This is a genomic window from Plantactinospora sp. KLBMP9567, from assembly GCF_033446045.1.
In the GTDB taxonomy this organism is placed as follows: Bacteria; Actinomycetota; Actinomycetes; order Mycobacteriales; family Micromonosporaceae; genus Plantactinospora.
The window spans coordinates 55,671-69,193 of the sequence record NZ_JAWQRR010000002.1; the positions used below are offsets into that span (position 1 = coordinate 55,671).

Annotated in this window: 10 protein-coding genes; 5 read left to right on the plus strand and 5 right to left on the minus strand. The window is 73.7% G+C overall.

The window, feature by feature from the left end; all coding sequences use genetic code 11:
• Positions 1 to 15: 15 nt before the first annotated feature.
• The 3 genes from R6Y94_RS00245 to R6Y94_RS00255 are packed head-to-tail and all read left to right on the plus strand — an operon-like array spanning position 16 to position 5,289.
• Complete coding sequence (locus R6Y94_RS00245; protein ID WP_318393663.1) at positions 16 to 1,338, plus strand: MFS transporter; 1,323 nt, start codon at positions 16 to 18, stop codon at positions 1,336 to 1,338.
• Positions 1,335 to 1,973, plus strand: a complete 639-nt coding sequence (locus R6Y94_RS00250; RefSeq protein WP_318393664.1) for a class I SAM-dependent methyltransferase — start codon at positions 1,335 to 1,337, stop codon at positions 1,971 to 1,973. Before R6Y94_RS00245 ends, R6Y94_RS00250 begins: the two co-directional genes overlap by 4 nt.
• 16 nt (positions 1,974 to 1,989) lie before the next feature.
• Positions 1,990 to 5,289 (plus strand): condensation domain-containing protein, encoded by a 3,300-nt coding sequence (locus R6Y94_RS00255; RefSeq protein ID WP_318393665.1) that lies wholly within the window; start codon positions 1,990 to 1,992, stop codon positions 5,287 to 5,289.
• A 56-nt stretch (positions 5,290 to 5,345) separates the two neighbouring features.
• Here the strand turns inward: R6Y94_RS00255 and R6Y94_RS00260 are convergent, their stop codons facing one another.
• Genes R6Y94_RS00260 through R6Y94_RS00280 form a run of 5 tightly spaced genes read right to left on the minus strand, consistent with a single transcriptional unit; the run spans position 5,346 to position 12,012 of the window.
• Positions 5,346 to 6,362 carry a hypothetical protein gene (locus R6Y94_RS00260; protein WP_318393666.1) on the minus strand — a complete coding sequence of 339 codons (1,017 nt, stop codon included), beginning with the start codon at positions 6,360 to 6,362 and terminating at the stop codon, positions 5,346 to 5,348.
• A gap of 16 nt (positions 6,363 to 6,378) precedes the next feature.
• Positions 6,379 to 8,211 (minus strand): non-ribosomal peptide synthetase, encoded by a 1,833-nt coding sequence (locus R6Y94_RS00265; RefSeq protein WP_318393667.1) that lies wholly within the window; start codon positions 8,209 to 8,211, stop codon positions 6,379 to 6,381.
• A complete protein-coding gene (locus R6Y94_RS00270; RefSeq protein WP_318393668.1) occupies positions 8,208 to 8,984 on the minus strand; it encodes a thioesterase II family protein in 777 nt (258 codons plus the stop codon). Before R6Y94_RS00270 ends, R6Y94_RS00265 begins: the two co-directional genes overlap by 4 nt.
• Positions 8,981 to 10,243 (minus strand): cytochrome P450, encoded by a 1,263-nt coding sequence (locus R6Y94_RS00275; RefSeq protein WP_318393669.1) that lies wholly within the window; start codon positions 10,241 to 10,243, stop codon positions 8,981 to 8,983. Before R6Y94_RS00275 ends, R6Y94_RS00270 begins: the two co-directional genes overlap by 4 nt.
• Complete coding sequence (locus R6Y94_RS00280; RefSeq protein ID WP_318393670.1) at positions 10,240 to 12,012, minus strand: non-ribosomal peptide synthetase; 1,773 nt, start codon at positions 12,010 to 12,012, stop codon at positions 10,240 to 10,242. The genes R6Y94_RS00275 and R6Y94_RS00280 overlap by 4 nt, the downstream gene beginning before the upstream one ends.
• 137 nt (positions 12,013 to 12,149) lie before the next feature.
• On the opposite strand from R6Y94_RS00280, the gene R6Y94_RS00285 reads away from it, so the two are divergent.
• Both R6Y94_RS00285 and R6Y94_RS00290 read left to right on the plus strand, forming a co-directional pair.
• Complete coding sequence (locus R6Y94_RS00285) at positions 12,150 to 12,365, plus strand: MbtH family protein (RefSeq protein WP_318393671.1); 216 nt, start codon at positions 12,150 to 12,152, stop codon at positions 12,363 to 12,365.
• Positions 12,362 to 13,519: a winged helix DNA-binding domain-containing protein gene (locus tag R6Y94_RS00290; RefSeq protein WP_318393672.1), complete on the plus strand. Its 1,158-nt coding sequence runs from the start codon at positions 12,362 to 12,364 to the stop codon at positions 13,517 to 13,519. Before R6Y94_RS00285 ends, R6Y94_RS00290 begins: the two co-directional genes overlap by 4 nt.
• The last annotated feature ends 4 nt before the right edge of the window (positions 13,520 to 13,523 follow it).

Genomic DNA, 13,523 nt, shown 5'->3' on the forward strand with positions numbered 1-13,523 from the left:
CCAGGAGGTTCACCGATGATCACCGAACTCGCACCCGCGACCACCCCGCCTCCCGAGCCGGCCCCCGAGCCGGCCCCGCCGCGCGACCACTCCAAGCGTGACTTCCGGCTGCTCTGGTTCGGGCAGGGCGTGTCCACGATCGGCAGTGAGATCACCGAGATCGCGCTGCCGTTCACCGCCCTGGTCTTCCTGGGGGCGTCGGCCACCGAGATCGGCATCCTCAGCGGCCTGAAGGACCTGGCCGGGCTGGTGCTGACCCTGTTCGCCGGCGTCCTGGTCGACCGGATGCGCCGCCGCCGCCTGATGATCGCGGCCGACCTGGGCCGTTTCCTCGCACTCGGCATCATCCCGCTACTGGCGCTCGGCGGCATCCTCTCGATGCCGATCCTCTACGTCGCCGCCTTCGTGGTTGGCTGCCTGACGGTCGTGTTCAACCTGGCGTACCCGGCGTTCGTGGGGTCCCTGCTGGAGAACGACCGGCTGATCAACGCGAACAGCAAGCTGGAGGGCACCCAGCAGATCGCCGGCGTCGTCGGTCCCGGTCTCGGCGGCATTCTGGTGCAGGCGCTGCGCGCCCCGTTCGCGATCGCTGTGGACGCGCTCAGCTTCCTGCTGTCCGCGCTGAGCCTCAGCGCGATGCGGCACCGCGAGTCCGAGGACGACCTGATCCGCGGCGAGACCGGCGGGGTCCGCGGCGTCTTCCGGGACATCAAGGAGGGCCTGGCCGCCACGTTCGGGAACCCGCACCTGCGCGCCCTGGCCGCCGAGGCCGCGACGTTCAACCTCTTCTCCCAGATCGTCATGGTGCTGTTCCTGGTGTACGCCAGCCGCGACGTCGGCCTCAGCGCCGGTGTCATCGGGGTGGTCTTCGCCGTCGGCAGCGTCGGCGGGACCCTCGGCGCCCTGATCACCGGCAAGCTGGTGGACCGGATCGGGGTCGGCCCGGCGCTGGTCTGGTCGACCGCGCTGACCGTCGCCCCGATGGTCGCCCTGCCGTTCATCAGCGGGCCGAAGCCGGTGCAGGCCGTGCTCTTCGGCGCGGTCTACCTGATCGTCGGACTCGGCATCGTGATCTCCGCGATCACCAGCATCACGATGCGCCAAACCATCACGCCGAGTCGAATGCGCGGCCGGGTCAATGCCAGCTTCCGGTTCGTCACCATCGGCGTCATCCCGATCGGCGCGGTCGGCGCCGGCCTGCTCGGCGACTGGATCGGTCTGCACAACGCCCTGTACGTGTCGGCCGTCGGCACGCCGCTGGCGCTGCTGTGGCTGATCTTCTCGCCCGTGCCCAAGGTCCGCACCCTGGACGAGATCACTCCGAAGGAGAACCGATGACCGCCGCGATCAGCGACCCGGCCGCCAACGCCGGAGGCTGCGACCACGGGTACGCCCTGACGCCGTGCCTGTGGGGCGTCGAGCCCGAGCCGTACGTCGAAGCGTTGGACCGTCACGTCACGCTGGACGGCGCCCGCGCGCTGGACGCCGGCTGCGGAGAGGGCCGCAACACCGCCTTCCTGGCCCGTGCCGGCGCGAGCGTGGACGCGGTCGACATCTCCGAGCTGGCCCTGGAGCACGCCCGCCAGCTCTGGCCGGACGAGCCGCGGATCACCTGGGGGATGGCGGACGTCTCGCTGGCCGTCCCGGGCGGCGGCTACGACGTCGTGGTCTGCGACAGCGTGCTGCACTGGAACTCCAGCCTGGACCAGGCCCGGCGAACCGTCCGGAACCTCCAGGCGGCGACCCGGCCGGGCGGGGTGCACGTGCTCTGCTCGTTCAACGACCGGGCGCAGCAGTTGGACCGGCACGTCAATCCGCCCCGGCTGCTGCCCGCGCACCAGGAGTACCTGCGCATGTACACCGGCTGGGAACTGTTGCGGGTCGAGGACATCACGATCATCTCGTCGCACGCGGACGTGCCGGAGCCGCACACGCACTCGGTCACCAAGATCCTGGCCGCCCGGCCGCGCTGAGGACGAGGAGGACGTGATGCTCGACTCCCCGACGGTTGCCGCCGGGCCGGTGCCCCTCTCGTACGCCCAGGAGCAGCTCTGGTTCATCGAGAACCTGTCCCCGGCGGCGCGGCTGTACAACGAGCTGTGGCAGCTGCGGCTGGACGGCGACCTCGACGTCGGCCTGCTCGGCCGGGCGCTGGACGCGGTGGCGGAGCGGCACGAGTCGCTGCGTGCCACGTTCCCGACCGAGAACGGTACGCCGGTGTGCCGGTACCTGGCATCCCTGTCACTGACCACCGGCCCGGCACACGACCTGGGGCACCTGCCGGCGGACGAGCGCCGCCCGGCGGCCGAGCGGATCGCCCGCGAGTTCGCCGACCGCCCGTACGACATCGCCGCCGGGCCGCTGACCCGTAGCATGCTGCTGCGCCTCGGCCCGCGCGAGCACCTGCTCCTCATCGGGTGTCACCACCTGGTCGCCGACGGGGAGTCGTTGACGCTCATCCGGACCGAGCTGGACGAGCTGATGACGGCCGAGCTGACCGGCCGACCGCCGGTGCTGCCACCGCCGGCCGCCCGGTTCGCCGACCACGTGGCGCGGCAGCGGGCGGCACTGGCCGGCGGGGAGCGCAGCGAGGGGCAGGCGTACTGGCGGGATCGGCTCTCCGGCGCCCCCGCACTGCTCGACCTGCACAAGGGACGGCTCCGGCCGGCGGTGAAGTCCGAGCACGGCGAGCGCGAGCGGTTCGACCTGGATCCGGCGTCCGCCCGCAGTCTGCTCGACTTCGCGATGCGGGAGAGCAGCACCCCGGCCTGCGTGCTGATCGCGGCGTTCGCGGCGGTGGCGCACCGGCATACCGGGGACGACGACGTGATCATCGGCACCGCCTGCGCGGGACGGAGCCCAGGCGGCTTCGACGACGTGGTCGGGTTCTTCGCCAACACCCTGCCGCTGCGACTGCGTCCGCACCCGGACTCGTCCTTCCGCGGCCTGCTCGCCGAGACCACGGACGCGGTGCTGGACGCACTGGAGTTCGAGGAGGTGCCGTTCACCAGCATGGTCGAGGGCCTCACCGGCCGGGACCCGAGCATCCCGCCGCTGGTGCAGGTGATGGTCACCCAGTCGCCGAAGGTGGCCGACGGCGTGCCGTTCGGCCCGGTCCGGGCCACCGAGGAGCAGATTCCGCGCGGCCGTGCCCGCTTCGACCTGCTGATCGAGGCCGAGGTCGGCCCGGGCGACGTGACCCTGTGGGTGGAGTACGACGACGCGCTGTTCGAGGCGGCGTACGTGCGTACCCTGATCCGGCACCTGGAAGCGGTGCTGCGCGCCGGGTGCGCGGACCCGGAACTCGAGTTGGGCCGGTTGCCGATGCTGGGTGCGGAGGAGCGGTCCTGCTCGGATCGGGAGGTGCTGATCGGCGACTGCGTGGCCCCCGACTTCGCGCTCGGTCGGCTGCACCGCGCCGGAGCGGGCGGGCGCATCGACGACGTGCTCGTCCCGCCGGGCCCGGACACCGGCCGGGTCGGGTACCGGCGGCCGGGTGGCGTCGTGGTCGACCTGGGCCCGGCGGACCGGTTCCCGGTCATCGGCGGCATCACCGTGCCGCTGGACGAGGTCGCCGCGCTGCCGCCGGACGCCGTCCCGCGGTACGCCTCCGCCGCCCGGCAGCCGGGTGCCGAGCCGGACCTCGACGACCCGCCCGGCCTCGACACGGTCCGGCCGGCGCTGCTCGCACTGTGGCGCCGGGAGCTCGGCGACCCCGGGTACGGCCCGCACGACGACGTGTTCGAGCACGGCGGCCACTCGATGATGGTGGCCCGGCTGGCCCTGCTGGCCCGTGACGAACTGGGCATCGAAGCGCCGATCCGGGCGATCTTCGAACACCCCACGGTGGACGGTCTGGCCCGGGTGATCTGCCAGGGGCAGCCGGACGCCGTGCAGGCCCTGCAACTGCTGGCCGGGCTCAGCCGCGACGAGTTGGACGCCCTGCTGCCGGCCGCCGCCGAACCGGCCGCCGCCGATCCCGGTCCGGCCCCGCTGACCGGGGCGCAGCGGCAGATCTGGGTGATGGAGCAGCTCGCCCCCGGCGGGCCGACGTACAACATCCCGCTGGAGTTCGACCTGACCGGCGCGCTCGATCCGGATGCGCTCGCGGCGGGGTTCGCCGCGGTGACCGTCCGGCACGACGCGCTGCGGTGCCGGTACGAGTGGACCGCTGACGGCCCCGTGCAGCAGGTCGTGCCCGGCGCCGGACCGGAGCTGGAGGTCCACGACCTCACCGGCCTCGGCGAGCAGCGGGCCCTGGCGGCCGCCGACCGGCTGGCCCGCGAGCAGGCGGCGTCCGGGTTCGACCTGCGCACCGAGTTCCCGGTCCGGGCCCAGTTGGTGCTGGCCGGGCCGGCCCGGGCCCGGCTGCTGGTGGTGTTCCACCACATCGCCGTGGACGAGGTCGGCCTGTACACGTTCCGGCGGGATCTGGTGGCCGCGTACCGGGCGGCCCGGGACGGCCGGCCGGCGGCGCTGCCGGCGCCCGCGCTGACCTGGACCGAGTACGCCCGGTGGGAGCGCGACTGGCTGGCCGGCCCGGCCGGGGACCGCCAGCGCGACTACTGGGCCGCTGCGCTGCGCGGCGTGCCGGAGCTGCGACTGCGCACCGACCTGGTGGCGCCGGAGGGGCTGAGCTTCGCCGGTGCCCACTACGACCGGGTGCCGTCGGTGCCGCTGATGAGCGCGGTCCGGATGCTGGGTACGGAGCTGTCGGCCACGCCGTTCGTGGTGTTCGCGGCGGCGTGCGCGGTGCTGCTGTCGCGGCTGTCCGGGCAGCAGGAGTTCGTGGTCGGGGCGCCGGCCGAGAACCGGCAGCGCGCCGACGCGCGCGAACTCGTCGGGTGCTCGGTCAACGTGCTGGCGCTGCGGGTCCGGGTGCCGTCCGGGGCCACGTTCGCGGAGGTCGTCGCCGGGGTCCGGGAGGTGACCATCGACGCGTACGACAACCAGGGCCTGCCGTTGCCGGACGTGGCCCGGCTGCTCGGCGTGCGGCGCGAGGCGAACCGGCTGCCGCTGGTTCAGGTCACCGTGGCCTGGCAGCACGGCGACGACATCAACCTGGACCTGCCGGGCTGCGCGTCGACCTGGCGGTACGTCTCCAGCGGCGCGTCCCGGTACGACATCTCGTACACCGCCATGCAGCGCGGGGACGAGCTGGAGCTGGGCGCTGAGTACAACAGCGCGCTCTGGTACGCCGAGTCGATCGATGCTCAGCTCGCCACGCTGGAGCGGATCGTCGTCGGCGCGGCCGCTGCGCCGGCCACCGCGGTATCAGAGCTTGGCTGACACCGCACAGGACTGGGGCGGTCATCCACAGTGGATGACCGCCCCCTTTTTTTGCGTCAGACGTCGACCCGGTCGAAGACCGCCCGCACCTGGCGGCACGCCTCCAGCAGCTCGGCCACCCGGCCCGGCGGGTACATCTGGTCGCCGTCGCCCGGGCGGTAGAGCCGCTCCGGGCGCAGGAACGATTCCAGCAGGATGCCGTCGGCGCCGAACGCGAAGGCGGCCAGTGCGGCCGGCGCGATCGCGTGCCGGCGTCCGGTGCTGTGGCTGGGGTCGAAGACGACCGGCAGGTCGCACCGCTGCCGGACGGCCAGGATGGCGCCGAAGTCGGGCTGGAAGGCCAGCGAGTCGTCGAAGGTCGCCACCCCGCGGGCACACAGCACGATCGCCCGGTTGCCGCGGCTGAACACGAACTCGGCGGCGCGCAGCCAGTCCGACACCGACGAGCGCAGCCCGCGCATGAGCAGCACCGGCCGGTCGATCGTGCCCAGTTCGGCCAGCAGCGCCCGGTTGGACATGTTGCGGGTGTCCACCTGCAGGCAGTCGGCCACCTCGGCGACGACCTGCACGTCCCGCGGATCCAGCACCTCGGTCACCACCGGCAGGCCCACCTCGGCCCGGATCGCCGCCAGGTCAGCCAGCCCGCCGCGCCCCTTGCCCTGGAAGTGGTACGGGCTCGAGCGCGGTTTGAACAGTCCCATCCGCAGCGCCCGGGCGCCCTGGGCGCGCAGCACGTGCGCCGTCTCCAGGGTGTCCGGCACCGACTCCAGGGCGCACGGTCCGGCGGCGCACCACACGTCGCCGCCGCCGACCACGGCCCGGCCGATCCGCACCTGGTCGGGCGCCACCCGGCTCTCCCGGCCGACGAGCCAGTACCCGCGGTCGGTGGTGCTGTGCTCGGCGAGCACCACCTCGGCGGTGGCCGCGTCGAGCGGGGGCACCCGCGACTCGTCGCCGCTGACCACGACGAAGGTGCGGCCGGCCAGGCCGACGGCCCAGGCGGCGACGTCCGGGCAGGCCCGGAGCCGGCCGACCAGCCGGTCGATCACGGCGCCCGGCGTTCCGGGCATCATCTCGTAGAGCATGGTGTCAGGCGCGCAGCCGCCCGGCCAGGGTGGCCGGGGTGGGATTCTGGAAGATCACGCGCAGCGGCACCCGCTTGCCGAGCAGTGCCCGCAGGCGCTGGGCCAGCCGCGCTCCGGTCAGCGAGTCCCCGCCGAGGTGGAAGAAGTTGTCCTCGGCGCCCACGCCGGTGCGGCCGAGCACCTCGCCGAAGGCGTCCGCGATCCCGGCCTCGAGCTCGTCCCGCGGTTCCCGGTGCTCCCCACAGCGGGCCATCGACACCCAGTCGGGCGAGGGCAGGGCGGCGCGGTCCACCTTGCCGTTCGGGGTCAGCGGCATCCGGTCCAGGAAGGTCACGGCCGCCGGGACCAGGTAGGCGGGGAGTCGCTCGGCGAGGTACGCGACGATCCGGGCCGCGTCCGGGCGGGGATCCGCGACGACGTACCCGACGAGCCGCCGGTCAGCGCCCTCGGTCCCGCCCTCGACCGCGACCACCGCGGCGTCCCGGATCCCGGGCAGCTTCAGCAGCTCGGCCTCGATCTCGGCCGGCGACACCCGGAACCCGCGGATCTTGATGTCCCGGTCGGTGCGGCCGTGGTGCTCCAGATGCCCGTCGGAGCGAATCCGGCCGAGGTCGCCGGTGCGGTACAGCCGGGTGCCGGGCCGCCCGTACGGGTTGGGCACGAACCGGTCCGCGGTCAGGCCGGCCGCGCCGAGGTAGCCGCGGGCCAGCTCCGGGCTGTCGACGCAGATCTCGCCGATCGCCCCGGGCGGCACGGCGCGCAGCGCGGCGTCCAGCAGGTGCAGGCGCACGTCCGGCCAGGGCCGCCCGACCGGGGGCAGCCCGGCCCGGTCGGCGGCGGTGGCGGTGCGGTTGGTGAGCCGGCCGTCCCACGGGACCAGGCTGCTGGTGACCCCGTTCGCCTCGGCCGAGCCGCACGAGACGGCCACCTCGAACGGCAGCGAGGCGGACGCCCAGCGGCGCACGGTGTCACTGCCGATGGTGACCAGCCGTAGATCGGTGTCGGCCGGCCAGTCCAGGTTGACCATCAGCTCGGCCAGCGGCATCGGCAGGAAGGCCTTGGTGACGGCGTACCGCAGCAGCCAGTCGCGCAGGTCCTCGACGTCGGCGACGATGCCGGCGGGCGCGGCGTGCACGCTGGCGCCGGCCGCCAGGTACGGCCAGATCTCGCCGACCACGGCCGACGAGCCGGGCGGAGAGATCCACGCGGCCCGGTCGTCGGCGGTGATCCGGTGCCCGGCCTGATGGGTGGCGATGCTGTGCGCGACCGAGCGGTGCAGCACGCCCACCCGCTTGGGCTCGCCGGTCGACCCCGAGGTGTGCACCAGGTACGCGAGGTTGTCCAGGTGTACCGGCACGTTGAGGTCGTCGGGCCCCTGCCGGTCGATCTCCGGCCGGTCGGTGTCGAGCAGCACGGCGGGCAACTCGGGCAGCCGGCGGCGCAGGTACTCCAGGGTGAGCACCAGCCGCGGCCGGGTCGCGGCGGCCACGGTACGAAGCCGCTGGTCGGGATGTCCGGGGTCGAGCAGCACTGCGGCGCCGCCGGACTTCAGTACGGCGAGGAAGCCGACCAGCATCTCCAGCGAGCGCTCCATCAGCAGGGCGACCGGCTGCTCCGTACGCACACCGGCGGCGCGCAGGGTGCGGGCCAGCCGGTTGGCCCGGGCGTTGAGGTCGCGGTAGGTCAGCCGCTCGCGGCCGGCGGTGGCGGCCAGCGCGTGCGGGGTGCGCTTGGCCCGCGCCTCGATGAGGCGGTGCACCAGGGTGGTGCCGTCGGCGGGCGCCTCGGCGGGCTCCGGGATGGTCAGGGCGGGCCGGGGGAGTTGGGTGGTGGTCATCCGATGGTCTCCATCTCCGAGCCGGCGAGGCCGGCGTTCTCCAACTCCGAGCCGGCGACGAGACCGGTGACGAACAGGTCGAGCAGCCGCGCCGGGGCGTCGAGAAAGGTGTGGTGGCCGCCGTCGAGCACGATCCGGCGGCTCGGGGTGCCGTAGCGCTCCCAGCCCTCCGTGCGCCACGGCTCGACCTCGGCGTCGTCGGTCCAGGCGATCGCGGTCAGCGGACCGTCCAGCACGGTCCGGGTCTCCGGCCGGTAGCGCCGGTTCACCGCCAGGTCGGTGGTGAGCACGTCCAGGCAGAGCTCGACCAGGTCGGGCACCGGGGTGGAACCGGTGCGCCGCATCAGCTCGGCGACCTCGGTCCGTAGCGCGTCCCGGCCCATGCCGAGGAACCGCCCGCACGGGCCCTCGTCAGGCGCCACCTGGGACGACACGAAGACGTGGGCGGGGCGGTGCGCGCCGGTGCGCTGCAGCTCCACCGCGGTCTGGTATGCGAGCAGCGCCGACCCGCAATGCCCGAAGAACCCGTACGGGCGGTCCAGCTCCGGCCGTAGCGCGGCGGCCACCGCGGCGGCCAGCTCCTCGTACGTGTCCGGAACGGGCTCCCGCATCCGGTTCTCCCGGCCGGGTAGCTGCACCGGGCACAGCTCGATCCCGCCGACGAAGCGCGGCCAGGACCGGTACATGCTGGCGCCGCACCCGCTGTAGGGCAGGCAGAACAGCAGCGCCGCGGACTCGGCCAGGGGCGCGCGGGTGAGCCACTTGCCGGTCACAACGTCACCTCCCGCAGCCGGGCGGTGATGGTGAGGTGCTTGTACCCGGCGATGAAGTTGGAGACCATCCGCTGCGGCTCGCCCGTCACCTCGTACGACTCGATCCGGTCGAACAGCTCGGCGAAGAGCGGTCGCAGGGTGGCCCGGGCAACGGCGTGCCCGATGCAGTAGTGCGGCCCGGCGCCGAAGGTGATGTGCCGGTTGGGTTTGCGGCGTACGTCGAACCGGTGCGGCCGGTCGAAGACGCGCTCGTCCCGGTTGGCCGATCCGAGCCAGGCCACCACCGGGTCGCCGGCCCGGATCCGTACCTCGGCGATCTCGCTGTCCACAATGGCGTGACGCATCAAGTGGTTGGCCGGGGACACCCAGCGCAGCGCCTCCTCGATGCCGGAGGCGAGCAGCTCCGGGCGGCTGGCCCAGTCCCGGTAGCCGCCACTGCGGTCGAGCTCGGCGAGCGCGCCGACCGGGACGTGCGGGGTGGTGGTGTTGGCGCCGACGATCAGGCTGTAGCAGTTGGACACGATCTCGCTCGACCCGAGCGGCCGGCCGTCCACCTCGGTGGCGACGAGCCGGCTGATCAGGTCCTCGCCCGGGGCCCGGCGGCGATCGTCCAGCAGGTCCTGGAAGTACGCGAACAGCTCGCGGTGCGCCTCCCGTAGGGTCTCACCGGGTCCGCCGGGCAGCGCGTACTCGGGATCGTCCGGCGCGATGGCCATGTTGGTGAGCCGGGTCAGCCGCGGCCAGTCGGCGCGTGGCACGGCCATCAGCGTGCCGGTCACGGCCATTGGCAGGTCGGTGAGCAGGGCGGCCACGTCGACCGGGGTGTTGTCGGTGATCGCGGCGAGCAACTGCCGGATCTCCGCCCGGATCATGCCGTCGTGGGTCTCCAGCGACCGCTTGGTCATCGCGCGCTGCAGCCGGTCGCGCATCTGCGAGTGCCGGGGCGGGTCGGTGACCGCGATCTGCCGACCGCCGGCCGGATCGCCGCGTCCGAGCACGGTCAGCAGCGATCCCTCCTCGGAGGTGAACAGATCGTGCCGGCGCAGCACGTGGTCGACGTCGGCGTACCGGGTCACCGACCAGAAGCCGAGATCCGGGCCGACCTGCTGCCAGTGGACCGGGTCGTGCTCGCGTAGGCCCTGCCAGATCGGGTGCGGGTCCCCGTGGGCGTACAGGCCGGGGTCGATCAAATCGAGGGTCGCGGCGGCGCCGAAGCCGAACGGGCAGCGGCCGGTGGCGGGTACGGCGGTTGCGGTCATGCCGCCACCGCCAGGGTGTCCCGGAGCTCGTCGACGACCGCCGCGAGCCGGCGGATGGTCGCGTCGCGGTAGAGCGTGCGGGCCGGGATCCGGACCGCGAACCGGCGGTGCAGTTCGCCGACCAGTTCGGCGGCGAGCAGCGAGTGCCCGCCGAGCTCGAAGAAGTCGTCGTCCACGCCGATCGGCTCGACCTGGAGGGCGTGGCCCCACAGATCGACGAGCTCGGCCTCGGTGGCCGTGGACGGCGGGTGGTAGTCACCCTCCGCGGTACGGGGCGCGCGAACCGCGGCGGGCAGCCGGGAGCGGTCCACCTTGCCGTTGGTGGTGAGCGGCATCCGGTCCAGCGGCAGCACGGCGGCCGGGATCATGTACTCGGGCAGCTCGGCGCGCAGGCTGCGACGGAGCGCGGCGGCGGTCTCCGGCCCGTCGGCGCCGGCCAGCACGACGTACCCGACCAGCCGGGTCCCGGTCACCGGGTCGGTCTGCGCGACCACGGCCGCGTCGGCCACCTCCGGGCGGCGGCGCAGGGTCTGCTCGATCTCGCCCGGCTCGACCCGGAAGCCGCGGACCTTGACCTGCTGGTCGTCCCGGCCGAGGTACTCGATCGCGCCATCGGGGCCGACGCGGACCCGGTCGCCGGTGTCGTACATCCGGTCACCGGGGGCGCCCCACGGGTCGGGCCGGAACTTCTCGGCGGTGAGCCCGGGGTGGCCCAGGTACCCGCGGGCCAGGCCGCGGCCGGTGGCCCACAGCCGCCCCTCGGTGCCCTGCCGCACCGGGCGCAGCTCGTCGTCCAGGACCCGAACGCCGGTCCCGTCGATCGGGCGCCCGATCGGGGTGCTCCCGGCGGCCGGGGCGGTCGTGCTGGTCCAGCAGGTGGTGAAGGTGGTGTTCTCGGTCGGGCCGTACCCGTTGGTGAAGGTGAGCCCGGGCACCGCCTCCAGGACCTGGGCGATCTGCCGTGGCGCGACCACGTCTCCGCCGGCCAGCAGGTGCCGGACGCCGCGCAGGGCGTCGGGGGAGGTGCGGGCGAGCTGATGGAAGATCCCGGCGGTGAGCCACAGCACCGTGACACCCTCGTCCGCGACCGTCGCGGCGATGCTCGGCGGGGTGACCGGGCCGGGCGGGTGCAGGGCGAGCCGCCCGCCGGTGGTCAGCGGTGCCCAGATCTCCAGGGTGGACGCGTCGAACGCGACCGGGGACGCCTGCAGGAACACGTCGTCCGGTCCGAAGCTCGCCCAGCGGGTGTCGTGCACCAGCCGGACGACCGCGTCGTGTGGCACGGCGACACCCTTGGGGCGGCCGGTGGATCCGGAGGTGTAGCTGACGTACGCCAGCGTGCCGGGCGAGACCGGCACCGGGACGGCGGGCCCGGCGGCGGGGCCGGTCAGGGGCAGCACCGGCACCGCCGGGTCGCCGGGCGGGATATGCCCGGATCCGGTCAGGATCGCGGCCGGTGCGGCGTCGCCGAGGATCCAGGCCAGTCGCTCGGCGGGCGCGGACGGGTCGGCCACGAGATATCCCGCGCCGGCCTTGAGGACGCCGAGCAGTGCGGCGATCAAATCAGGGGAGCGGTCGGCGAGCACCGCGACGACGTCGTCGGCCCGGGTGCCGGCCGCGATCAGTCGGGACGCGACGGCGTCGGACGCCCGGTCCAGGTCGCGGTAGGTGAGTGAGTGGTCGCCGGCGCTGACCGCGGTGGCGTCCGGCCGGGCCTGAACCTGGCGGACGACGAGATCCACGATGTGTGGCGGAAAAGAGTGGGTCACGGCTCTCCCTCCGGGGGTGCGGGCCACACGAGACGGCGGCCGCCTGGGAGTTGACTGTAGTTATGCTTACTGGGGTTGACAATGGAGCCGTAAGAAATAACTCTAGTTAACATCTAGGAGCGACGGAAGGAGACGACATGACGCCCCCGGAGAACGACGAGCAGTTCACCGTCGTCCGCAACGAGGAGGAGCAGTACTCCGTCTGGTGGAGCGACCGGACGCTACCGGCCGGATGGCTCGACGCCGGCTTCACCGGCACCCGCCAGGAATGCCTGGACCACATCGATCGGGTGTGGACCGATCTGCGGCCGGCCAGCCTTCGCCGGTTCATGACCGCCAACCGGGCGGCATGACCGGGGCCGAACCCGCCGCCTCGGTCACCTGGGAGCAGGTGCTCGCCTTCCGCCTAGGGCGGCACCTGCTCGCCGGGGACCCCGGCGATGCGGGACACACCGTCACCGGCGTCGCGTCCCGGCTGTGCGGCCTGCACGCGCAGATCGCCTCCTGCGCCGAACTCGCGGTCACGGTCCGGTCGGACAAGCTCGGACCGGCTGACGTGGCCGCCGCGGTGACCGACCGCGCGCTGGTGAAGACCTGGGCCATGCGCGGCACGCTGCACCTGCTGCCGGCCGCGGAAATGCCACTGTGGACCGCGGCCGGCCGGATGCGCCGCGGGCACCTGACCCCGTCGTGGCTGCGCTACCAGGGCATCACCCGGGACGAGCTGGACGCGATCCAGGCGGCGATCCCGGAGGCGCTGTCCGGCACCGAGCTGACCCGCGAGGAACTGGCCGTCGCGGTGTCCGACCGGATCGGCCGACCCGAGATGGCCGAGCGGCTGCGCTCCGGATGGGGTGACCTGTTCAAGCCGTCCGCGTACCGCGGCGACCTGTGCTTCGGCAGCGGACGCGGGCGCAACGTCACCTTCGTCAACCCCCGGGACTGGGTGGACGCCGAGTGGGACTCGATCGCCCCCGACGCCGCTCTGGCGGAGGTGGTCCGCCGGTTCGTGGCCGCGTACGGGCCGGTGGCCCGGGAGGACTTCGCCCGCTGGTGGGGCTGTCAGCCGGCCGAGGCCGGACGGGCGATGGCCGCGCTCGGCGACGAACTCACCCCGGTCGACGTGGCGGGGCATCGCGGCTTCGTCCGCGCCGCCGACCTGGCGGAGCTGGTGACCGCCGCGCTGCCCCGCGGACCGCACGCCCGGCTGCTCCCCGGCTTCGACCCGTACGTGGTGGCCGCCTGCCCCCGCAACCACGAGGCGCTGCTGCCGCCGGAGCGCAAGGAGGAGATCTACCGGCCGCAGGGCTGGATCTCCGCGGTGCTGCTCGACCGTGGGCGCATCTGCGGAGTCTGGAGGCACGAGCAGAGCCGTGCCGCAGTGACCCTGTCGCTGCAGGGCTTCGGCACGGTCCCGGCCCGTACCCGCAAAGCCTTTGGCGCCCGCGCCGAGTCCCTCGCCCGCGCCCTCGGCGGCACCGCCCGCACCGTCTGGGCCGACGCCTGAACCC